Source organism: uncultured Turicimonas sp., assembly GCF_902477955.1.
Taxonomy (GTDB): domain Bacteria; phylum Pseudomonadota; class Gammaproteobacteria; order Burkholderiales; family Burkholderiaceae_F; genus Turicimonas.
The window spans coordinates 1-24286 of sequence record NZ_CABSJB010000037.1; the positions used below are offsets into that span (position 1 = coordinate 1).

A 24286-nucleotide genomic window follows, 5' to 3' on the forward strand; every position below is an offset into this window, starting at 1 on the left:
GCCACTTGTGACGAGTCAAACAAGTCCTCCTCCTCACAAGTGGCTCTTATAAAAACTACATGTGATCTATTTTTTCTAAGAACTTGAACCAAATTTTCAGTTTTCTTGATAAGGATATTATTCAAGATAAATCCTCTTCCCTTTTCAATCGCTAACTCGAAATCAAATCCGTCATTTTCATTCAAAAGAACTATAACCAATGGACATGTAATTCTGTTTATGGAAAACTCTAATTTCTTAGCTCTTTCATCAAAAATTTCATTTGACTTTTTATCACAAATCCAAAGAACTTCATTTTCCGACACATCTCCCAGAAGTTCTGGACTATTACATTTAATAAGATTTTTTTGCGGGGAAGAATGTTTTTCCCAAGCTTTGAATAATCTTAGCTTATCTATCACTGAACGCTTGAAAGTTGTTAACTTGATGAGTTCTTCTCTTTGTTTCCAAGCTATCGTTTCTCGTTTCTGTTTGGATAAGCTAGAGAATAATACTAACTGCTTCAATAAACTACCAGATTCAAAGGGATTAAATGATGCAAAGTCATATGTATTTTCTAAAAAGTCGGTACACCCACAATAACGGGAGCATAAAATTGGAACTCCATTCATTACATATTCAGTCATGGAAACAGGAAAATTCTCAAATGTTGAAGCCATGATCCCTAAATCAGATGCCTCATAGATCTTCTTTTTCTCTTTCTCTCCAACATAGTCAAAGATTAAGATGTTGCCTTTTCTAAATTCAGGAATCATTTCTATAATTTCTTGCCTGTAATCCTTTCCCGAGAGCGGATTTATTACTGATGTTCCGGCTAGGATAAGTATGGCCTCTTCATCGTAGTTATCAAGGAATTTAAGGAAAGCATCAACTAAAACGTGTATGTTTTTTCTGCCTTCAAACCTAGAAATGTTACTTACTACAAACCTGTCTTTCAAATCTGGGAATGCCCTTTTCTTAAGAGGTTTAGTAGGAAGATTTGAACTTAGGACATGCGGAAGATGGAAAACATGTGGCACACAATAATTCTTTTCAATATATTTTGCCAAGAACTTAGATGGACTCGTTAAGATATCAGATAGAAAAAGTTGAGCCTTTTCTCTCTCTACTTGAGCTTTAATAGCTTCTGGCAATTTTCTCGATCGAGTAGACCAAACGAAACATTCTTGAGAAGCTGTGTGACAATCCGTTGAGAATACTATATTGGAAAAGTCTTTTTCATTTTTTCTCAGAAGAGTTTCCATCCCTAATCCAAGATAATCTGCAAACTCAACATAATCGGGCTTCAATTGAGCAATTATTTTCGCAATCTTCTTCCCTTGATTGTCTAAAGTATCAGAACCTAGTTTAACCAAGTTAAATAAGGGATGAGAAGAAATATCTTTACTCGTAGCGCCTTGCAAGCAGATAACTGACACCTTGAGATTTAGTTTGGAGTTAAGAATAGATCTCACCATATCTTCTAGACAAGAAGCTATCCCTCCATTACCTTTAAAGCATCCAAACTCATGAGCAACTAGTACGATATGACTTGGCTGCCTAAAATCGGACGGCTCCTCTTCCGTAGAAACTTGAGAAGGAACTAAAGACCCTTGTATTCTTTCGCTTTCTCTGCCTTCTTCAAGATCACTACATGAAAGAGGCTGAATTTCTACGCCTCCATCAAACATAAAACGTTTAAATGCTTGAAAATTGGAGGAAACTAAACTATTAAACAACGTAAAATCTGCTTCTGAGTACAGCTTCTCAAAATCATAATTTTTCTTCCGCATAAAGTCTTGAGTGGCATCAATGTGCGGAATACCAAAAAACTGTGCCAATTCCAATGTTCTAGAATCAAAGGCATCAACCACAGCTGGAATACCACCCAACAATGGGACTATATTCCCATGAATACGACAACCAAAACTGAAGTTAATAGATAATTTTCGAAGGTCACTGTACCAGTCTCTAAGAGAGGTATAGAGCTTGATTCTTCCTTCCCTATTAAGCGTATCAAACTTAAATGAAGGATCCCACAAGTATTTTTTATCAATCAAAGAATAAGGTTCTTGTCTATTCAAGAGGTTATAAAACTCTTCTTGGCAAACAAAAATAGATCCAGGGTATAAATCGAAAGAACTTGCCGCGCTTATCTCATTCCAGAACCTAAATCCATTGAAAGCAGGTTTAAGAGAAACATGCTCTTTCTTTTCAATGTGTAAATTTTCTCCAAATAAATACATAGATGGACAACCATTTACATCAAAATCTACCCCAATTCTGAACCCTAATCTTTCTAAGAACGCTCCCGTGAACTCCCCTCTCAGGCTAACTTTTCCATTTCTTAAAAGACTTTTTAAGAAAAAAACAGCCTCGTCTTTAATCTCCGAGTATAAACTGTCGATAGACACACCATTTCCTGCCTGGGCTCCCAAACCGATACAGAGGGTGGGGATTTTCAGGCGAGACAAGTTATTTCCCAAATTAGTTAGAGCTCTCTTTCCCCAGACGCTAAGAGTATTGGCAGGAAGAATAATAATCAAATCAAATGTCGAATTTATTCTATCGATTTCTTCTTGAGAGAGAGTCTTGGCATGCATTGGGCCTGCAGTTTGTACACTATTTGTTTGATTTATCATGTAGTGTGTGGCATGCTGAAAAACTGTATTCCCTGAATTTCCTCCCAAATGGAACAACGCTTTTTCCTTGGGCTGTTCTAGATTAAATGATTGAGTGGGAGAGGAATCCACGCAAAGTAGAATATTTTTTTTTTGATGCGCCATCCTTTCACCCTATCTCTTTAGTTTGAAAATTTAACTTGAATTGTTCTAAATCTAAAGGCGTACCAAGTCCCCACATTCTTTTACCAATATTCATAAATTTTATTTTTTTTCCATCTTCAATCAATAAATTGTAAGTTGGAGCAACATAAAATTCATTATTGACTCGAATATCTCTTCGAATCATTTCCTCTGCAGCTGACACAAAATCCCTTCCCCGCTTAAAATTATATATACCAACTGTTGCCTCGTCAGAAATCACCTCCTTTTCTCTAACTTCTCTCACTAGGTCTTCTTCGTATCGGATAAAACTCCACTTAGGATCATTAGCTTTCATCGTCATAAGAAATCCATCAATTTCTTTTTCTGTTTCAAAATGACTTAGGTAATCTGCAATTCCTCCGTCAATAAATTGATCACAGTTAGCAATCATTAATGGTGATTCGTTATCAATATATTCTTTTGCTGCAAGAACTGTGCATGCAGGACCTTGACTTAACTTATCGAGAGAAATGACAGTTACATATGGAGAACTAGCCTTCAAGAGTTTCTCTAAGGGATAGGACGATAGATGTTCTCTCAAACACACAAAATAAAATTGATGCTCTCCTATCGGTAATAAGTTGTTTATCACCCTTGATATCATAGGTTTTCCCAAAACATCAATAAAAGGCTTCGGATCAGAGTACCCTGCCTTAGAAAATCTGGAACCTAGTCCAGCCATAGGTATCACGATATTTAACATTACATTACACCAAATACTTATCCCCAACTACGCTAGGAATCTTTACTACCACTGTTATAGAATCTGTCAAAGACTGAAAATCCGCGATTTCTCCCGGATCTAATTCAACGATCTGCCCCTTAATAAATACTCTCCCATTCATTCTTATTTTTCCTGAAACCACCGCAGTAATTTCTTTTGCCACTTTATGATAATGCGCTGGCTCGCTGTCTCCACTCTTGTATTCTTTTATTGATACTTCAAATTGGTTGGTTTGGCATACTGAGGGTAAAAAATCACCCACTATCCACCCTTTTACCATCTTGTCCAACAAATGAATTTTCATTTAAATTTACTCCTCCCCTTTCTGATGCATCTTCAGAGTCTTACTCTCAATTGTAATATGGCAAACATCTGATAAATTTCTCCATTACGATACTGCGAACTTTTTTCATTAAAAGAGAGAAGATTACTATCAGGATCAAGTAGAGTGCGACATGATTTTCCAAAAAAAACTTACTATCAGAGCTAATTTTAGAAGCCATCTTAATAACCGCATAATGGAAAATATAAATCTCCAAAAACAAAGAAAAAATAACCGGAGGAAGAAGCGAAAGGCAGAGGTTTAATTTTCTCATTAGAAAATGTTTTGAGAAGAATAAAAACGGTACTAAATATCCGAAAACAGCGTAACTTATATAGTCATACTCCGATCCAGGGGTACGTCTAAATAAAATATAAAGAAGTAGTAAAAAAACAAAAAAACCAATCAAAACAGACAAATTGGTATTGAAGAAATTCTTTTTTTTATCTGCGATATAAAAACAGATGTACCCCAGACCAATCCCGATTCCTCCTCTGTAAAAAGCGACAGGAAAAGGACCTAAATATTTTTCATATGTCATATTAATTCCGTGCCAAGGAATTTGGGAATACAACGTATAAAGAAAAAGAGTTACTAGGAAGATTATAAAAAGAACAAAAAAAGGATAGTTTATCTTCTTACGCAAATAAATATAACCTATTGAAAAGAAAAGATAAATACCTAGAAACCATAAAGATCCAAAACCGTAAAACCGTCCTAAACCTAACGAAGATAAGAAAGTAAAGTAATTGATGGTGTCAAAACCTGTAGGAAATTGACAAAGAACTACGGCAAAAAGAAAAGCAACGAAGTAATAAAAATAAAAACTGGAAAGCCTTCTGCGAAAAATACTCAAAATAGGCTGGGCTTGATATTTTTTTTCGTTCTTAGCTAAAAGAAATCCTGTCATAAGAAAAAACATTTCTACAAACAGATAGCCGCCAGGGACAATCTTCCATTGCAAATGGAGCAAAGAAATAATTAATGCTCCGAATATTTTGAATGAATCCAACAAAAGGTTTCTTTCGTGTAAATTATATGCATTACCCCCCCCCTCCACATTTTCATTTTTAAAGCCTTCTGATTTAATTCTCATTAGAAAATCGGATAGCTTCGTTACATTTGTTGTCATTCTGCGCAGTCTAATAAGCTTATTGTTAAAAAGGAATGATAGCTGGGTCTTCATGACTTTAACGGCAACTAATTTCATTTTTGAATCTCAGAGTGCATCAAAAGCAAAAGTTCGTAAAAATACCCGCCATACAATTACCCCTTTATCAAAAATATTCCACTATCTAAAACAAGTGCTTCCTCCCAGGGCCTGTAAATAGTTAACCGTCTCGAATGAATTCTCATTTTTTTCTGCAAATATCCGTAAATCACCTAGAGTTGGTCGTCTTTTTTTAATTTTTGGGCTCCTGTACAGTTCGCACCCAATGGTTGTCGACCTTAATCGACCGGCTCCGAGAAAAACCGTTAAGAATTTTCTGTTTTCTCAAAAGCCCATCTTCGGATGGATCATCAATTCACCAATCGGCGGATTCCCTTTCCGCTGTGCGGTAACAGAACGCCGAATTTTTAAGGATTTTTAATCATGCAAAATTCATTCCAACCTTCTGCTGAGTTTCAGCAGCTTGTTAAAGCTCAGCTCAAAGGAAACTGGAAAAGCGTTCTGGAGCAGCATTTAGGAGCAGAAGTATTAGCTAAACCGAATCAGCCTTGTCCGTTCTGCGAAGGCAGGGATCGATTCTCTTTTACTGACAAGTTCGGCAACGGAGATTGTTATTGCCGCCATTGCGGTCATCGAGACGGCATTACAGTAATTATGGATTTAACCCATAAAAACTTCTCAGAAGTAATTGTTGCATTGGGAGATCAACTTGGAATTCCAGCGGAAGTTCCTTCAGAACCGAAACCTAAGAAAGCCAAGTCCCGTAAAACCTTTACCTCGAAAGACTTATGGAATTTAGGTTCTCCAATTGAAAAAGATACTTCCGCGGATCGTTATCTTTCTTCAAGAGGATTAAATGGCCGAAACTTCCAATCACTTCGTTTCTTTGATCATTTGCGTTACGCAGAAAAGTCTAAAGACGGATCTTCCTGGGAAGAGAAATACTATGAAGGTATCCTCTGCCGGATAGATTCCTCTGAAAAAGAATGCTTCAACGTTCTTCGGATTTATTTGGACAACGGTCAAAAAGCCAAAGTCAAGGCACCAAAGAAAGTCTTTGGAAAAGAAATCTCCGGCGGCTTCATCAAGCTTGGAGAAATCAATCCTGACGACGGTAGGCTTGGATTAGCGGAAGGAGTTGAAACAGCAATGTCCGCAGGCATTCTTCACGAAATGCCCGTGTGGTCGGTTATCTCGGCCTTCAACTTTAAAAACTTCGTCCCTCCTGAAGAAGTAAAAGAATTGTTTATCTTCGCTGATAACGATTCCAACTTCGTCGGACAGAAAGAAGCGTTCACCGCAGCTTCCGTCCTTGCTCAAAAATACAAGTCTTTGAAGATCTCGGTCGTCATCCCGCCTGAAGTTAATTCAGATTGGAACGATGTGCTTCTCTCTTCAAAGCGGTAGATCAAACTTCGTTTGAAATACCCAAGCTCCTCTGAGAGCTTCGTCACATAGACAAAGTTGCGCCAGCAGCATCAGAGAACTCGTGTTCGTAGAACACAAAAAATTCGTGAAAGACGCTAGACGGCTTTCTTTCTTATCCCTCCGGGGCTTATGCCCCGGTCACATGGGGTGCCCCTTTTTAATTTTCTTTACTAAGGAGTTATCTCATGTTGAATATGGTTTATGACAAAGAAGTCGCCATGACGGAATTTGGTTTGCGCAAGCCGGGCTCTGTCTTGGGGTTTTCGAACAGGAATGCGGACCAGTCCGTCTTGGCCCTCATTCCCGAACGTAATCCGCATTATGTCTTTCAGCCTCAGCAGCTCGGCATCATGACGATTTGGTGGGAAGCCGCACCAGATGAACCTTTGTTCATCAGCGGCCCTCACGGTTCCGGCAAAACTAGTTTCGTAAACCAGTTTTGCGCTCGGGTCGGTGCGCCGGTTGTTTCTTTAACGGCTCGCTCCCGGCTTGATAGGACGGATCTCATCGGCCATTACATCATTGATAAAGACAAGAGCATGCGCTTTGTCGACGGCCCTTTAACTAGGGCTTGGCGATACGGCATGGTTTTTCTAATCAATGAAATGTCAGCGGCGCCTGCTGATCTTTGGCTGTCAGTCAATGAACTTCTCGAAGGTTCTCCTCTATTTATAGAAGCAACCGGAGAAGTCATCAAGAAGCACCCTCGGGCGCGGATTGTAATGACAGACAATATCAGAGGCATGACCGACGACAGCAGCGGTCTTTATCTTGGAAGACACCTGCAGGATCCGGCAGTAATGGATCGCTGTTGGAAATTAAGGATGGAGTATATCGATGCTTCTGCAGAGATGAAGCTCATTGAGAGCCAAATCCCTGATATAGAAGTCCACGGTATGACTTCGCAAAGCTGGAAAAAAGAGTTTGCTCTTCGGCTCAGAAAAGCCGCCGCCAAAGTGCGGGAGGCTTACAACGGGACTCCCGGTGTTCAGCCGATTGAAGCAACCATCTCTACGCGAGTTTTACTGCGCCTTAAAGATCTCCTGATAATTTCAGGAAGATCCGGGAGACTCAGCGTAAGAGAGGCCCTTAACTGGGCCCTCCGGATTGCACTGACTGAAGCGGTTGATAGAACCAGTGCGTTAACAATCGAAAAAATTGTTGAAGCGGAACTCGGGGATATCTGTACGCATCTGGCAGCGCCTTAATTTCTTCGGAAGCCTTTTAGGCTTCCGAGAGACTGCATACGAATTTCACTTCCGGTGAAAGCTTGCAAAAGATTTTCACCACCTCGTTAACGGGGCTTTATGTCCCGTTAACGAGGGTCGTAAGGCCCCTTTTTACTTTAAGGATGGTCTTATGACAAATACTTTATTTGACGGTCTCCTTCATGAGGGGCCAAAGGATGTTGCTTCAACCGATAAAAAGGAAGCAGCAAATTTCAAACAATCGTTAGTGATGGTTTGCTTCCGGATTTCGGTCTGGACGGGAACCACAACGGAACAATTATCTGTTGAGGACGGCTCTGAGAGCATGCTCCGCAAAAGAATTGTTCCTAGCGAGATTTTGAAACCGTTTACGGATTTGCGTAATAGGGCCAAACGGTTCTGCAAGCAGCACGGCGAAACTTATCTCAACGGATATGTGATGCCCGCTGATTGCGCCCGGATGGCATTGGATGAGTTAAAGGAAATCAGAGCGTCGTTTATTAAACAGCGGGATGAACACTTTGCTCATGCATACGAAAAAATGCGGGAGGCACGGGCTCAAGGAATTATTCCTCGGGGCTGTTCGGATCTGGTATCAGTTCCCTCCCTCAAATATGTCCTTGGGCATATTCGTTTCAACTATGACGCATTTTCTCTGGCAAGTTTTAAACACGGACATTCTTCTTCGTATGAATCTTTCCTCACTGACTTCTGTCAGCGGATGTCAAACGAAGCTCAGGATATTGAGGCATTGCTGAAGGAGTCTCTCGAGATCCCGGATGCCCTGCTCTACCGGTGTTTGGAACTGAGCGAAAAGCTTGATACATGGAGGCGTTCCCACCCTGACATCGGTACTGCCGCTGTCAAATTAAAAGGTGCCTACATCGTAACTGCCCAGAGACCTAAGGCTATGCAAACTTCCGAAAGAATTATTGATGCGCTGGATTCGATTACTCGTCTGGAATCAATTGATTTTTTCGGCAAGGGCCAATGTCCTGCAGAGGACACCGTAAACGGAAGAGTGCAGGTCAATGTTCACGGCACGGATATACCTTCTTTTCAATCGGATTCGACTGAGCCGGCAGGCAATACTGGCCAAGAGAACACCGATGACTGTCCGGCAATAGCCGAGACAGCACTTACCTCAGAAGCAAATTCTGCTTCTCAAAGCGGCGCTTTGAGAAATGCTTCAGAGGGAAATGACTCTCCATCTTTGGGAAAAGATGAAGAGCCCGTGAAGAAATGGACGTGTTCCGTGGATTCTGTCTTAGCACGAGGCCGAAGCCTCTTTATTGGTTAACAACGCCCTGAAGCGGATTCCGGAGAAGATTTTCTTCTCCGGGTCATCTTCGAAGGAGAATTCTAATGGCTATTGATAAAAACTTTTTAACTCTTGCAGAGATTCAAAACAGCATTGCAAATTTTACCGGTGTGAATGCCAATAAACCGGTCAATCTAAATTTCGGGGCGGAACACGCTTCTACAGACGGCAATACGATTCACTTGCCTAATGTAGATCCGAAAGACGCTGCAGCCACAACCATTCTGTTCGGCCATGCAGTTCATGAAATTGCTCACGTACTGTATTCTGAGTTTGAATGTTTGGAAGACTGTAAATCGTTTAATCCGCTGGTAAATGTTTTAGAAGATATCCGCATTGATAAAGCCATGGCGGACCGCTGCCCGGGTTCTTATCTGATGCGCCGGGATCTTTACGAAACATTTGCCAAACTCGGCAAACTTCCTCTTGCAAAAGAAGAAGATTCTCCTCTGAGACTGCTGTGTTTAGCACTTTACTGGCATTTAGTTGACAAGGTGCATCGTTTTCATTTGGCCGATCTTCCGATTCAGCAGACAGAACAGGCGTTCTGTAAAAAGTATGGACGGGCATTATTTACTCGTTTATGCACCATGGCAGAACCAGCTGTTAATGCTTCATGCACGGCTGAAATCATTGAGATCGCCCGCAAAATTTTGGCTAAATTTGTTCCTGCGGGATGTCCGAGCGCTCCTAAAGAAATCGCTTCGATGGGAACGAATCCTCGGCTCTCTCCGGTAGAACAGAAATTTGCCGAAAAGAAAGCGGAAAAGTTTCTGGAGGCTGCCTTTGCGGATTGCCACGATCTAGATCTTGGCAAAAACTGTGAGCAGTTGTTGGATTCCAAACAGTGCGCAGAAGACTTCTCTTCCGAAGAACCTTACGGCTTTGCCGTATGGACTGTAAAGAGAGATGAGTTTATGCGTGAGACTCCTGGAAATTTTCTGGCAGAAGCCAGAGAACTTTGCGGCCTGCACTCCAATAAGCTCAGAAGATTCTTTCAGGCTAAAACGTTAACTGACTCTTTAAGAGGAAGAACGGGAAGCTTTATTGATTATCCGGTTCTCAGCCGCATTAATGTGGGCGACAGCCGTGTATTCAAGAAAGAGAATTTTGAGATTCAAGAATCTGCTGCCTGTGCGGTTTTATTGGACAGAAGCGGTTCGATGACTCAAGAGATGCTTGAAAAAGCAAAACTCTGTGCTTATTCCGTTGCAGAAATGTTTGAGTCTTTGGAAGGCTGTGTTTCTTCATGTTATGCCTTTCCGGGCTTAACAAGGAAAACACTGCTGGAAGTTAAAAGCTTTAACGATACGTGCAGAAGAACAGTGTCTCGTTTTGCTTCTATCAAAGCATTCGGATTCACGCCCGTCGTTGAGAGTCTCAATACGGCAGCCGTTCAGTTATCCATGCGCCCTGAGGCAAAGAAAATCATTTTTATCATCACCGACGGACTTTGTCCCGAAGCCGACAAGATAGAAAAGACCGCTTCTCTCCTAGAGAAGAAAGGTTTTGAGATTCTTTGCATCAATATCGGCGACGATGTTGAACGCTTGTTTAAGTATCAAGAGACGATCACTGAAGTAAACCAACTTGCTCCTAAAGTCTTTCAGCTCCTAAATAAATACTGGAGTAACAACGACCAAATTAGGCGGCAAATTCTTTCTTAGCTCTTGAATTACCCTAGGGGTAAAGCTAAGCTCTCAAAGGTAGGAAAACCCCCAACATACCGTTGGGGCCCCGAGAGTACCTGCCAAGTAACACCTGTGAGAGGTTGCTATGAAAGAAACAAACATTAGTTCTAAAAAGATATCCACGGAAACTTTTTGCCAACAACCGTTGCCATTTATTTTTTCGATTAACCGGCTCGCAATCACGATGACATATATGTTTCAAAAAGACGCCCTGCCACAATTAGCTCTAACCCAAAAAGACCTGATTGAAGCGATGTGCACATTTGCTTACCGTGTGCCTTATTCCGTCGTGGCTGCTCCGGATATCAAGAAGCGTAAAACCGGGGTTTCCGCCCTGCTTCCTTCAATTGCATTAATTGAAGAAGCCGTTAATGGCATGCTCGCCATGGATAAGGAAAGAATTGTGGCTGCGGAAAAGAAATTGCTCAAATATCTTCCGCACTTCAATAGCAAAGATTGTTGGCAAGCGGTTTTGAAATACGTGTTCCTTAACGAATTCCTTAAAGGAGTTACTGCTGATACTCCATTGAGCAAAAAGCTGTTTGCTCTTCCTAAAGGGCATTTTCAGAGTCTGCAAGATCATGTTCTCAAAAATCAGGAAATACCTTTGTCCTATCAACTTGCAGGAGGTTTAACAGAACCGAATAAAAAACTGAATATTAACGATACGGTCGACGAACATCTTTGGATGCTTTCATCTTGCAAGACTTATCGCCTCTCGACTCGACCCATTGTCAGTGAGTTTCTCAAAAAGCTGAAGACTAAAGAGACAGCAGCGAACTGGGATAACGAGATCTTTGAGTTGGTATTTACCAAAGAAATTACCGACGCCTATGGAAAAAAAGTGGCTCTTCCTAAAACAACGGAAAATTGGGAAAAGTGCATCTATGAAATCGCCGTCAAGTTAAAGCTTTTTCCGTCCTATATCACTATAGGAGAGTGGAAAGAAGAGATGCAAAAGGACAAAGAACTTCAAGCGGAAAATACACCTAAAGCTTGCATAAGAAACGGAAAGAAATGTCTCTGTAAAGAAGTCCATTTCGTCTGCGACCTTATAGGAATTTTCAAATGGGTCCGTATGAACTTCAGCATCTGTATCAGAGACTCGGCCATCTACACTGTATTTTTGGTTTCTCACCTCGCCTATTGGAAGCTTAACTTTGGCAGTGGGGCTAGGAAGAGTCTGGACTTTCCTTGCTTTCAGTCTACAAACTCCATCCGTTATATGTACTTAAAACCAAAAAGAATATGCTCATTCTTAATGCATCTCTCTCCGAAGTATGGACGTGCAAAGTATCTCCTTTGGTACTTTGCAAACTTTGCCCATGACTTCTTAGGCAACACAGAACTTGAGGAATCCGCCCAAAGAAAAAAGAAAACAGAAGAAGCTATTGAAGCTACGACTGAATATAGCCAATACCAACACTCCAGCGGCAAACATTTAACTTCTTTCATTTTGAATACTCCTTACCACTGTTAATTACCAATGCTTTCTCCTTCTACCTCCCAGCACGTGCATGCAGCAGATTTTGTCCGCCCGCGTCCTTTTGCTGAATTCGTTCAGAAAAACAAGGATCGATTGAATGCACTTAAGAGAAATTGGCCTTATGGGTCCAAGTTCTCAGAGGTACTTCATGTCGTGCGTGAAGTGCAGGCGCATCATCAGCGCCTCCCTCTTCACGAAGCTTCTGATTACGACCATGAAGAAGGAGCAATGCATTCCGCTTTGGATTTAGCTAACGAGGCTCTTGTTCTGCTTAAAGGCATTCCCGTGCATATGGATTTGCCTTTGGTTAAAAGAGAAGAACAAAAAGAACGAGTTTTCTTCTCCATTGTCCTTTGTGCATTATTTAGCAACATCGCCGACGGCGATGTGCGCTATCGCATTGACGGCTTTGATGCCAACAATAACCGTACCACTAAGAAGCCTTGTCTTCCATTAGCCCGATTCTTCGAAAAAGATCACGTAAGCGTACGTCTATGGAAAAAGGCGCAGCCCGAATTCCATCTTTATCAGTCTTATGCCTCCCGCATTCTTCATGAAGCCGGGAAGAAAGTCCTGGATAAAATTCCTGACCAAGACTTTTCCTCTTTATACGGTTTTGTCTGTGCCTTTGTAGAAAACCGAATGGAGGATGCTCAAAGTCTTGACCCGATCTTGTTTGATTGCCTCTTGAGAGCTAAAAATAAAATCTCGACCCGCAATCTTTTATTGAATTCGGGTTATCTGGATGACCGTACCGCTCCGGCTCTCAAGCCAGAAATTTCATTAATTCTTTCGGAGCTCTTTAAGAACGAATGGTCTATTGATACGGGCGGTGCCTTACGCAACAGCATGGTTCTTTTCCATGCCGGAAAAGTTTACCTGCGCTACCCTAAGGCCTTTGCTCACATTGAGAGCAGGCTTAATGACCGCTGGGTAGATTCTCAGATCCCTATCAACTCAAAGACTATTCTTTCTTATATGACCAAAAGTCAGATGGTCGAACAAGAACCCAATTCTTTGATGATAAAGCTCAAGTTCGTTGAGGAGCCTGAACTTCCGGGACAAAAGGCTAAGACGGTAACGGTTCAAGCCGATGCCGTTGCCCTTTCCAACCCTTCTCAGTATTTAGCGGAGGGGACCAAAACACGCGAATACCACGAACAAGACCGAGTAAAGAACAATCTTTCCCGACTGGTAAAAGAAAAGATTCAGTATGGAGAAAAGGATTTAAGCGGCCTTGGACAAGAAACCTGTGTCGCTGAGTACGTTATTTCTTCAAATGGTTCTTCGGATAAACAAACCGAAAGAAGCAAAGGCTTCACAAAGCTGTTTGATGCGATTTTGCCTGTCCTTAAAAAGGATGCGGATTCAAAGAGCAAAATTAATAAAGACTCCGAGCCTAAATCTCCGGCAGAACTTGCCGTAATTAAAGCAAAACGATCCCGAAAGGACAGTCTCGTTAATCAAAAAACGAAAGAAATCAAAACTCAACTTTCTGAAGAGAATGTCTATCCCTACGCTGACAAACAGGCCACTGACAAACAGGCTACTGACAACAAGTCTGCACTAGCTGCACAGGCATTACCAAAATCCGGAGAAATCGAAGAAGCACAGCCTTCCCCGGAAGAGCCTTCACGCGTTGTCCTTCCCTCCGACAAGCAAGATTCAACTGCTGGTGCATCTTCAAATGCGGCGGCTGAGACTGTGACCGATGCAAACGATTCTAAGTCTGCAGGCATTTCTTTAGGAAGCCGCTTAAAAGGTTTTGGCCGGAGCTTTACTGCAAAGCTTCAAGGAGCTGTTGCATCTATTAAGAAGGTCAAGATTTTTGAATTTTCAAAAGAAGCTTCTTTAAGTGTTCCGACAGGCGATAATATCTCGGCTGAAGATGATGTTTACTATGTTGCCTCTACTAAAGCAGCTTCTAAAGACAAGGTTTCTTCTACGGAAGAAATAAAGGCTGCTTCAGCAGAGCCAACAGTTCACGAAGCTCCGGAGGATTCTTCCGAAACCCACGTTTCTGCACTTTCTATGAAAGGAGCGGAACCTCCCAAGCAGGCGACTGTTTCAATTGATTCTTCTTCCATTGCAAACCTTTCTGAGAAAGCAGAGCTTTCTCAGCCCTTAATCAAACCCGCAGAAAATGCCTCTTCCGAAGAAGACTCCGTTCATTCGACTCAAAAGCAGAAGGACCCTTTGCGCTCTGAAAAATCATCTGAACAAGAATCTCCTTCAACTAGCGCGGCTGTCCAAGAAAATTCCGCCACTGCTGATTCCTTAGAACCAAGTAAGGAGTCACTCACCTCCCTGGAATCTGCAGAAGTTTCTCCAGCAGAAAGCAGTGTTGAAGCCCTTTCAAAATCATCGAACACACCAGCTTCTACCGTTGAAGGCTCAACTGAGCAAGCTATCCAGAAACCGTCTGTGCAGCCCTCAAAAGATAAGGTTAAAACAGAAGAAATTAGACTGAAAGCTGAAGTTAAACCTTCTGATTTATCAAATAACACCGCCTCCTCCAAGGATGTAAATCCGAAAGGAGTAGAACCAGTTGAATTTAAAGAAGAGCAAAAAGAAAACGTAAAAACCGTCAAAGCATCTAAGGATATGAAGCCTGTTTCCGGCTCATCCTCCTTAAAAGGAAGCGCAAAAACTGCAAATAACAATGGAGCACAGAAGTCCGCTGGTTCCTCTACAAACAAAAAGCAGACAAAGGAACAAACAGCCCAATTAAAGACATCTTCAACTGAAGAAAAGAACTCGAACAAATCATCCTCTGAGGCCAAGAAGTCTTCTAAACAAGAAAATACTAAGCAAGTGCCCACTACGGGCGCAACAACTAAGGATGCTTCTGCCAATAAATCCGCCAAGACAATTAAGGCTGAAAACACTAGCAACGCTCGCGGCCAGATTAAACCTGTTTCTACGAAGTCAATTAATCAGAAAGCAGATTCTGCAATTGCGTCCGGACACGCTTCCAACAAGCCAAACTCAAACACTAAGAACCACACCGTAAATGCACACGGAGCTTCTGCTCAGAAGAAATCTGACTCTCAAATGACAGAAGCTAAAGACAGCAAGCCTTCGCAGAATGTTGCAAACAAAAATAATTCTGCAAAAGCAGCTTCTATGGTAACCGAGAGACAAGTTGCCCATAATAAAAATCAAAAACATGCTTCTCAGCCAGCGACTCCCTCAACTGCGAAATCCAAACCGATTAGCAACGAAGGAACAAATTCTGAAGGCCAAACAAGAACCGACATTCGTAATGAAGCCGTAAAACAGCACAATAAAGAAAAAGCTGCTGCCAGAAGAAAAGAAAACAAGCGAGTTAACAACATCCTTGCCGTTGCCGGCAAACCTAAAGCTGAACTCCAAGGTTCCACTCGAATTACCGGACCCAAAAAGTCAAAGATCGAATCTGTGGCTGCGTCCCCCGCTTCGAATGGAGCAATCAAACAGAAAAAAGCAGAAACTCAATTATCTTCTTCTACTGGGAAGAATCAGCCGAAGATATCTTCCGGCAAAACTTCTGTCTCCTCTGAAAAAGGAAAACTATCTACTCCAGCTGTCAACCAGAAGAAGACAGGAGACGAAAAAATTACTTCAGGAGACAAAGACTTGTCTGCCCAGAAATTGTCTACCCAGAAAAGGACTATTAAGACTTCGTCTCCTGAGAAGTCATCTCCTCAAAAACCAACTACTGAAGGGATGTCCGCTGAAAACTTCTCTCCTAAAAGTCATTCTCCTCAGAAGTCTGCTTCTGGAAAGAAGACAAACGCAAGCCAGAAGGTTGCTAATAAAACTTCTCCTTCTTTGCTGTCTCCTGTACAAGAGCTGTCTCCTGTACAAGAGCTGTCTCATGAACAGAAGTCATCCCCTGAGGAGTCGTCTACTCAAAGGGCATCTACTCAAAAACTAACTACTGAGGAGAAGGCTACTGAAAACTTCTCTCCTGAAACTCATTCTCCTCAGAAATCTTCTCCTGCAAAGAAGACGCACGCAAGCCAGAAGGGGGCCAATAAAACCTCTCCTTCTTTGCTGTCTCCTACGGAAGAGTTGTCCTCTCAACAGAAATCGTCTCCTGAGCAGATGCCATCTTCTAAGGAACATCTCCTTTCCCGAGGAACGGTTTCCGCGGAGTCTGCCTCCCCTTCTCCGGCCTCCTGTACATCTTTTCAGACTACCTCCGCAAGAGAAGAGGTTCCTACTCTTGAAAACAAAAAAGTTGGCAACGCAAAGGAAGAGGCTAAAGAAAAGGAAAATGCCTCCTCTCAGAAGGCCTCTCCTACTCAGGAGAAGGCATCCTCTCCTCAGGAGACGTCGTCTACCGAAAATATCTCCTCAAGCGAAGAGAGTTCTTCTGAGAAACAATCGTCTTCTGGTAAGCATTTACTTACTTCAACAAACCGCCCTTCCGGAAATGTGTCTGGCCTGGTAGGACTGTCACCTACTGCTCTTATCAATTCCAATAATGAGGAAAAGAAGACATCTTCAGAAGAGAAAACGCTAGTGGAGACAACCGTAGGAGAAAAGGGCCCCGAGGTGACAGCTGCCGAGGGGTTGGCATCGAAGAAGATATCCGAGGAGAAGACACCTCTTCACGAAAATTCTTCTCCTGAAGTCTTGCCTACTTCTTTAGGAGACAACTCTTCGGTAGACGAAGTCCGCCTTCTACCTCCTCCCCTCTTCAAAGAGGAGCATACTGCCGGCGCAGGTCTTCCCACTTCCTCCGAGGAGACAAAACTACCCTTCTCCTCTGCCCTCTTCTCCTCTTCTTTAGAAGAACCATCTCGAGCAGGAGAACAGGAAAAAGTTTGCGTAGCGCAGACTCAAAAGGAAAAAAAGCCCTCTTCCGTTGCGTGCATCGTATCCGAGAAAAACGTAAGAAAGAAAAAATTTATCTGCCCGCAAGACACCGAACTTCAGTTGCCTTCAAAGCCCTTGCTTCTTTGTGCTCCGGCATCTGTTTCTATTGCAGAACAAAATTCTGCCGTCGGCAGTCAAGAAGCTGAAGCTAAGTCTGATTCAGACAAGATTTCTCTTGAAGAGGGTCTGGCTCAATTGTTTTCTATGGATGTTAAGGATTTCTTTTCCGAGGATTCGGAAGCCGACGCTGATTTAAACCGAACTGCTAAGCAACGGTCCGGTGCCCCTTCGGTGGCAAAAACAACCAAGGAATTCATCCCGGATCCTAACAACCCGTTGGTAGCTAAAGGAGCTCAGTTTATTTACTCCGTTTCTGATGAGGAGATATCGGATGATTCTGAACCTTGCTCGAACCCTTCTGCAAAGGCAGCATATCCCAAAGCCAAAACAGGATCGCCTTCCTGCTCCTTCAAATTACCTGCAGGAGCCGTTAAAGATGGTCATCCACCTGCAAAAACTTCCGTTGACCCTACTTTAGGAGATCAATGCGTAATCACGCGTACTCATATGTTTGGGTCTTCTTCCGCCGGAAGAGAATACCAGAGCGGAATACTGACCATAAGAGCCGACGTTGCCAAGCTGACAAATCCGGAGAATAAAGAACCGGCCAAACAGCATACCGGCAAGAAAACTCGTGCTCAGAAAATCAAAGAAGCTCAATTGGCAACTATTCGGGGGCAAGCCAAAAAAGAGGTCAGAGGAAAATCCCAGAAACCCGGTCGCAAGCAAGGTAAGAAATCTGAACCGCCTGCACCGCTCCCCAGCAAAATTTCGCACTTAGGTGTGAGCTTATTCGTAAGCAGATTTGGATTGAAGAAATAACGCCTAAAGGACTAAAACATGACAACAGATAAAGAATTGCCGGTCCTTAACGGAATGCAGAAAAGACAACTATCCAACTTGGCCAGAACTTGCGTTCTCTACGGTCAAGGCATGGTAATTACTGCCGTGGCAAACCGTATCCAGCCCCTTAAGAGAGACAGAGTTAAAAGCAAAGTAAACGCTTACGGTCAGGTTGTTTATAAAACAGCCCGAAAAATCCTTCGCCCCGAGTATCAGCCGAGCTACGGCGAAGGCGGCTATAGAACCTTGGAAGATTTGGACCAAAAATATTGGTACTTCTTGGCCGATTGCCGTGCCGCTTATCGTCAGTCAAGAGCTTCAAACGAACTGCTTCATGTCGGCAATATGCGTTACTCCCATGAAGAATTCGAACAGCTTTACAAAGCCAACCGTCCTCATAGACGTCAGTGGAAAAACGATTACGTATTCGATTTAGTAAAGAGAGAAGTCAAGAAGATGGGCATAAGTGACCGTCAGCTTAAAAAAGAACAAAAGAAATTGATCGAAAGAGCTTTCAGAACTTTTTCTTCATCTGAAATTTTGTTTATGCGTCGGCGCGCCCGTTGGAGAGCCACGGTTGGCGCCAACACCGAAGCCCGTGCTTTGTATTTCAATGAACAAGTTCAAAGATGGAAGGAATATTTTCGTGCCAGAGGCTTGCAGTACATCGGCTGCTCGAAGCTTAAACCTTATAAAGGCGTCTACAACGAAACCTACTGGTACAACTTTCGAGATAAATACATCCCGGAAGAAGCCTTCGATTTTGCTTACTTTCCTAAGCCGGAGATGAAATGAGAGCCGATTCAACTTACTTCCGCCGATTTAAACAGCCCTACCGCAACGCATGGGAATTATGCTCGGCCGTAGGCTGGCTGCTTTGTGCCGTTTATTTCTTCGGTCTTTTTCAATTGGAAATTATTGACCGGAACTTGGCTGTTATTGTTTTCGGCCTTTGCGGCGCCATGTTCTTTTGGCGCCTTTATGAAGGCTGGAGCATTTTGGTTGCCCGCAGTTATCTTCACGGTTATGGAACCGCTTTTATGAGTATTCAGACATTAATCAAGAAAACTAATCCTGACCATTTATGGCTCGGTCTTGGTTTTGAATGGACGCCTGATCATTCTCAGAAGCTTTATGACTTATCAAAGTACAGCGCCAAACATTGGCGCCTCAATAAGCTCGCTTTGTGGCTGACCGGCAGAAGTAACTCCGTCATGTCTGATGACGACCAAGGTCTAGCGGCTCTTCATGGCCTTAACTGCGGAGAAGCCGATATCTATCGTCCTCTTAAAAACTTTGAAGGCGGTTTATGTATCGTCGGCACAACCCAGGCCGGTAAAGGTGTGTTCTTAGGAACGGCTATTGCACAAGCAATTATCCGAGGCGACGTGGTTATTACCATCGATCCGAAAGGAGGCGGCCGTATGGAAAACGTTATCCGTAAAACTTGCGCTATCGTCGGCCGTGATGAACCGCTGATTTTTACCACCGACAATGATCCCGGTTCCGTCCGTTTAGACCCGCTGTACACCTACGGCTCATCCGGAGAAATTGCCACCCGTATTATTTCGGTTATGCCTCCGAGTTCAGATGGTACTTTCCGCGCCTTTGCCTGGTCTGCGGTCGATACCGTCGCACAAGCTTTGATAGAGCTCAACATCAGCCCTTCCGTGCGCACCATTGAAACGCATATCAACAACGGCATCAATGAATTATTAGGCTTAATGCTGGATAAACTCATTGAAAACAAAGCTTGTCCCGAATGGAGACAAAAGGCTTTGGCCTTCATTAAAGGCAGCAAAAAAGAATTAGAAAACGTTGATCCTTTAAAGCTCAAAATTTCTTGGTACGAAAACGTTCTCGATAAAACTCATCACACTCGCCCGATTGAGAGTGCTTTAAAGGTCTATCACCATAGCGCAGAGCACTATGCCAAGATTACAGCGTCTCTGATTCCGGTCTTTGCATTGCTTAATAACGGAGATATGCAGAAGATTATCTCTCCGGACAGAAATGACCCGAAAGATCTTCGTCCTATCATTTCTTTGCCGGAAGTAATTGAACAAAAGCAAGTGCTTTACATTGCTTTAGGCTCCATGCAGAACGCAGATGTGGCTACCGCGGCCGCTTCCATGATGCTTGCCGACTTAGCCTCGGTTGCCGGTCACCGCTATAAGCTTAAGAAAGGCGGTGTCAGAATCTGCTTGTTCGTTGACGAAGTCAGCAACGTGGTCAATGCGCCTCTTATCGAAATCCTCAACAAAGGTGCTGAAGGGGGCATTTATACAACCGTTGCCATGCAGACCATGGCTGACTTAGAAGAACGTCTCGGCAGTGCCGCTGCTGCCCGCAAGGTTATTGGAAACTTGAATAATATGGTTGCTCTGCGTACTAAAGACGGATTAACCAGAGACGTCTTTACCGAAACCATGGGCAAGACTTATATCAAGCATGTGGATACTTCCTTGTCTACTCACGCGGATAACTACAGCGGCATCCCTTCTTATAACGCCGGAGCCTCTCACAAAAGTTCTTCTAAACGTGAAGATGTTATTCCCGGAGAATATTACAGCATGCTTCCGAACTGTCAGTTCTTTGCTAACGTCAGCGGCGGCAAGCTCTATAAGCTGCGTTCTCCGATACTGATCGATGAAAACGACTACAAGGAAAATGCCTCTGAGAAGGATTCGCCTAAACCAGTTAAAACCGCGGATGAAGAAATCCGCGAAGCACTCGAACTGCTCGAGCAGGACGAAAAAGAAAAGAAGGAGCAAGCATGAACTCCAAAGCCACTCTTCTTTTCATCCTGAGCTTCATCTTCGTATACATGTGGATGCCGCTTCACTTTGACTCAGACCATTTCGAATCCAGACTTTCTGCAGAAGTCCGCCAAGTCAGTGCGGTTCTCCACAAAGATTTAGGAGACTGGGTAACACGCAATGCTTTGAAGCTCACGTCACTTAAAGAGACGACGGTTTTTCCGGAAAGCAAAGTTAGAGATAAAAGCGAAGCGTTATTCGAAGAAAAGCGCGACAACATTTGGAATATTGCCTATTTCCAAAGCCTGAGAGCTTTGACTCAATTAGCGGTTTTCCGTTTATTCATTGCCTTGGTTTGGGTTCTGGTTTTGTTGCCGGCACCTATGGCAGTGCTCGTTGACGGCTTCTTCGAAAGAAAGCTCAAATTTGAAGCCTCGGCCGCTCCTCATCCGGTTTTATACAAAGTAGCGCTTTCGGCTCCGATTTATTTAGGCGGTTTCTTTGCCTTATCGCTGATTTGGCCTTACCCGGCTTACGTCTGGCTCATTCAAGGCGCCTTTGTCGTGTTTCTGATTGCTCTGCATACGGTCACAGCCAATTTCCATAAATTTAACTAAGTAACCGAATTCTGTTTGATTTGATGATTTCTTTGACTCACAAAATTGCCCCCGGATTAATCGGCCTTTTAATCAGTACCCTCCAGCCGGTCTTTGCCGATTGCTTTGATATCCACGGCCGAAACTTCGGCGTAGCGCCTGACCTTCTTCGTGCAATTGCTCTGACGGAGTCTTCCGGCAACCCGTCTGCGCTTGCAGGACCTAAATGTTCTCAGGATATAGGCCTGATGCAAATCAATTCTCAATGGCTTTCTAAATGGAACCTGTCGAAATCGGAACTGCTGAGTAACGCTTGCTTAAACATTGAAATCGGCGCCCGGATTTTGAAAGACAACTTGATGCGTTTTGATAATCCGTGGGAGGCGGTCGGAGCTTATAACGCCGGCTGTTCAAGACTCAAAGGACAAGACTGTACGAATGCCAGACAAAAGTATGCCTGGAAAGTTTTTAAAAATCTTCAGTCTTTAGACGACAAGACCCGGGAGAAGCTTAAAGCCGTCGCTTCTTAGAACCCTTTTTACCAGTTTTTCTCTTCTCAGGACGCTTTAACAGGGGCGCCCTTAGGGAAGGCTTTTCTAAAAATCCTGTTAATTCACTATTTAAGGAGTTTTCTTCATGAAAAAACTTAACACAGCAACATTGAAATCCGTCGGCGCCTGCGCCCTCTTCTTCGCCGCTTCCGTTGCTTTTGCAGCTAACGGCGACACTGACTTCCAAGACCTTTACACCAAGCTTCAGGGCTGGTCCCAAGGCACTTTGGGCCGTTCCATCTCTTTGATGTTCTTATTGGTTGGCCTTGGCGTCGGTGTTATTCGCGGCTCCATCATGGGCGCTGTTGTCTGCGTTGCCGCAGCCATGGCTTTGTTCATTGGACCTGACATCATCGACAACATCTTCACCGGATTGATCTAATAAACCCGGGAGGCGCCTACGCCTCCTTGGGTCATCCCAACTCATATGCATTACTCAGAAGATAAATCTCACTTGATTCCTAAAAGGCTTGATGCCCCGCCTCGATTTCTTTTATGGGATTTCGACACGGTCGCTGCCGGATTTGCCGGTATTGGCATCGGCATTATTGCCAACAATATGCCCTTAGGACTTCTCTTTTCCATTGCTTTTGTTTGGGCATGGGTAAGAACAAAAGCAGGAAGACATCCGGCTTACGGATTCCACTTCCTCTATTGGCATCTTCCCATGAATCCGTTTAAACGTATGCCGGCTTCTGCCCGCAGAACATTTATTGGTTAATTTGTTATGAACATCCATGAATACACATCCGAGCTTGCGAGCCGTTTGGCCGTCAGAAAGTTCTTCATCTACGCCTTTGCTGCAAGCCTCGGAGTCAACCTCATCTTGGCCGGAGGCATCGTAGCAATGGAAGATAAAAGCCGGGTCGTCGTGCTTCCGGCCGAACCTTCTAAATCCTTTTGGATGGACGATAAAACCGTCTCTCCCGAATACCTCGAACAAATGAGTTCTTACTTAGTTCAGTTGGCTCTTAACAATTCTCCGGAAACTTTTGAGCACAACATGACTCAGCTTCTTAAATACGCGGACCCCGAAAAACGCGGCGACATCGAACTCATGCTGCTAAAGCAGGGACGCCAAATGAAAAGCTCCAACTCCTCGACTTCCTTTATTCCGCAGTCTGTTGAAGTTCTTCCCCGCTCTATGAAAGTTGCCGTCTCCGGCAATGTCCGTCAATTCATCGGCAACGTGCTTACATCCACCACACAGAAGTGCTGGACGCTTCAGTTCCGTTATGCCGGAACACGTCTTTGGGTTCAAAGCATGCATGAAACCAACTGCAAAAAGCCTTTTGAGAATTCTTCTAAGAAGGAGGCTTAAACATGACTAAAACTTCATTAAAACTGATCTTAGCTTTTACTGCCGCCTTGTCTTTACAGGCGCTTGCCGCTAAAGAAATTCCGCCGGGGTTTGACTTTGATGAAACCGTCCCGAACACGGCACAAGCCTCTTCCAAGCTCAAGAATCTTGGAGATGCCCGTTATGCGCCGATTTCTATGCGCCAGGCAAACAGAATCTCCGTTAAAAACGGCAGAATCCTCCGCTATGTCTCGGACCCTCAGGCAATTGACATTAAACATGACGAACCGACCGGATCTTTATTTGCCGTTCCGTTGACCAGAGAAAGCACAAACTTGTTTGTAATGACTGAATCCGGTCAAACCCATTCTTTAGTGCTGACACCCACGGAAAAACTTTCCGGCCAAAACTTAGAAATCGAAGAAGCCCGCAGTTTGAACTCTTCTGCAAATGCGGCAGCCGGAACTTCTCATCCGGCAGAAGAAAGAATCCAAAAGCTTTTTAGAGGACTCACAACAATAGTCAATGAGCCTTCTAAAAAACTATCTGCATCCAAAATGATTCGTGATTCTTTAACGGCCGTCCCGGTTCGTTATTGGGACACTGCCGGACTCAGGCTGGAACTCTGGACGCTGGAAAACACAGGCTCTGCGCCCGCTCCGATCGAAGAGTCCCGCTTCTGGCAAAAGAATGTAGCTGCTATCGGCGTAGATAAAGCCTCTCTTTCTTCCAAAGAAAAAACAGATCTTTGGATTGTCCGCATGGGAGATTTCCAATGATTGGCTATACACCTCAAAGCGCAGCAGCCCGCAAAACGCTTTTTAAGCAATGGAAAGTGCTTGCTCTTGCCTTAGTCGGCTGTGGGCTCGTCGTCTTTCTTTTTATGCATTTCACCGGTAAAGATACCGTTCCTAAAGAACGCAAAGAAACACCGACCAAATTCGAAATCACGCCGAATGAAACGGACGTGGAACGCTACAAGGCTCTTTATGATGAAAGACTTCAGAACCTCGAGGGTTCTTTAAAAGAAGCAGCAACTCGAGAAAAGCACTTTACTAAAGAATTAGAGCGCTTAAAGGAAGAACTCCATAAAAGACAAGCGGAAGAAATCCGTGCACCAAAAGCCGTTTCCAATTTTTCTCAGGACGGCTGGCCT

At 43.5% G+C, this 24286-nt stretch carries 19 protein-coding genes; 15 read left to right on the plus strand and 4 right to left on the minus strand.

Features of this window, described 5'->3' with window-relative positions; genetic code table 11:
• The 4 genes from RDK53_RS09955 to RDK53_RS09970 form a co-directional block, all read right to left on the minus strand.
• On the minus strand, positions 1–2765 hold a 2765-nt coding region (locus RDK53_RS09955), incomplete at its 3' end, for a glycosyltransferase family 4 protein (protein ID WP_308514478.1).
• Positions 2766–2769: 4 nt separating this feature from the next.
• On the minus strand, positions 2770–3507 hold the full coding sequence (locus RDK53_RS09960; RefSeq protein WP_308514480.1) for a glycosyltransferase family 2 protein: 738 nt from the start codon (positions 3505–3507) through the stop codon (positions 2770–2772).
• 4 nt (positions 3508–3511) lie between these two features.
• On the minus strand, positions 3512–3832 hold the full coding sequence (locus RDK53_RS09965) for a hypothetical protein (protein WP_281523218.1): 321 nt from the start codon (positions 3830–3832) through the stop codon (positions 3512–3514).
• Positions 3833–3878: 46 nt separating this feature from the next.
• Positions 3879–5060: an acyltransferase family protein gene (locus RDK53_RS09970; RefSeq protein ID WP_308514482.1), complete on the minus strand. Its 1182-nt coding sequence runs from the start codon at positions 5058–5060 to the stop codon at positions 3879–3881.
• Positions 5061–5444: 384 nt separating this feature from the next.
• Between RDK53_RS09970 and RDK53_RS09975 the strand changes: the two genes are divergently transcribed.
• The 15 genes from RDK53_RS09975 to RDK53_RS10045 form a co-directional block, all read left to right on the plus strand.
• The gene (locus tag RDK53_RS09975) at positions 5445–6428 is read left to right on the plus strand and encodes a toprim domain-containing protein (protein ID WP_308514485.1); all 984 of its coding nucleotides are present in this window, start codon (positions 5445–5447) and stop codon (positions 6426–6428) included.
• A 206-nt stretch (positions 6429–6634) separates the two neighbouring features.
• On the plus strand, positions 6635–7657 hold the full coding sequence (locus tag RDK53_RS09980; RefSeq protein ID WP_308514487.1) for an AAA family ATPase: 1023 nt from the start codon (positions 6635–6637) through the stop codon (positions 7655–7657).
• 151 nt (positions 7658–7808) lie between these two features.
• Positions 7809–8957: a DUF3150 domain-containing protein gene (locus RDK53_RS09985; RefSeq protein ID WP_308514489.1), complete on the plus strand. Its 1149-nt coding sequence runs from the start codon at positions 7809–7811 to the stop codon at positions 8955–8957.
• Between the two features lie 65 nt (positions 8958–9022).
• A complete protein-coding gene (locus tag RDK53_RS09990) occupies positions 9023–10645 on the plus strand; it encodes a VWA domain-containing protein (RefSeq protein WP_308514491.1) in 1623 nt (540 codons plus the stop codon).
• Positions 10646–10853: 208 nt separating this feature from the next.
• A complete protein-coding gene (locus RDK53_RS09995) occupies positions 10854–12149 on the plus strand; it encodes a hypothetical protein (protein ID WP_308514493.1) in 1296 nt (431 codons plus the stop codon).
• A 6-nt stretch (positions 12150–12155) separates the two neighbouring features.
• Positions 12156–17903 (plus strand): hypothetical protein, encoded by a 5748-nt coding sequence (locus RDK53_RS10000; protein ID WP_308514495.1) that lies wholly within the window; start codon positions 12156–12158, stop codon positions 17901–17903.
• An 18-nt stretch (positions 17904–17921) separates the two neighbouring features.
• Complete coding sequence (locus RDK53_RS10005; protein WP_308514497.1) at positions 17922–18719, plus strand: hypothetical protein; 798 nt, start codon at positions 17922–17924, stop codon at positions 18717–18719.
• Positions 18716–20704 carry a conjugative transfer system coupling protein TraD gene (gene traD / locus RDK53_RS10010; protein WP_308514499.1) on the plus strand — a complete coding sequence of 663 codons (1989 nt, stop codon included), beginning with the start codon at positions 18716–18718 and terminating at the stop codon, positions 20702–20704. Before RDK53_RS10005 ends, traD begins: the two co-directional genes overlap by 4 nt.
• On the plus strand, positions 20701–21300 hold the full coding sequence (locus RDK53_RS10015) for a DUF4400 domain-containing protein (protein WP_308514501.1): 600 nt from the start codon (positions 20701–20703) through the stop codon (positions 21298–21300). The genes traD and RDK53_RS10015 overlap by 4 nt, the downstream gene beginning before the upstream one ends.
• A 32-nt stretch (positions 21301–21332) precedes the next feature.
• Positions 21333–21809: a lytic transglycosylase domain-containing protein gene (locus tag RDK53_RS10020; protein WP_308514503.1), complete on the plus strand. Its 477-nt coding sequence runs from the start codon at positions 21333–21335 to the stop codon at positions 21807–21809.
• A 106-nt stretch (positions 21810–21915) separates the two neighbouring features.
• The gene (gene traA, locus RDK53_RS10025; RefSeq protein WP_308514505.1) at positions 21916–22212 is read left to right on the plus strand and encodes a TraA family conjugative transfer protein; all 297 of its coding nucleotides are present in this window, start codon (positions 21916–21918) and stop codon (positions 22210–22212) included.
• 45 nt (positions 22213–22257) lie between these two features.
• Positions 22258–22551 (plus strand): type IV conjugative transfer system protein TraL, encoded by a 294-nt coding sequence (traL, locus tag RDK53_RS10030; protein ID WP_277030656.1) that lies wholly within the window; start codon positions 22258–22260, stop codon positions 22549–22551.
• A gap of 6 nt (positions 22552–22557) precedes the next feature.
• A complete protein-coding gene (gene traE / locus RDK53_RS10035; RefSeq protein WP_066591172.1) occupies positions 22558–23151 on the plus strand; it encodes a type IV conjugative transfer system protein TraE in 594 nt (197 codons plus the stop codon).
• Positions 23152–23153: 2 nt separating this feature from the next.
• The gene (locus RDK53_RS10040) at positions 23154–23909 is read left to right on the plus strand and encodes a type-F conjugative transfer system secretin TraK (RefSeq protein ID WP_308514508.1); all 756 of its coding nucleotides are present in this window, start codon (positions 23154–23156) and stop codon (positions 23907–23909) included.
• Positions 23906–24286, plus strand: a 381-nt coding sequence (locus RDK53_RS10045; protein ID WP_308514510.1) for a hypothetical protein, incomplete at its 3' end; no start/stop codon positions are given. The genes RDK53_RS10040 and RDK53_RS10045, both read left to right, overlap by 4 nt.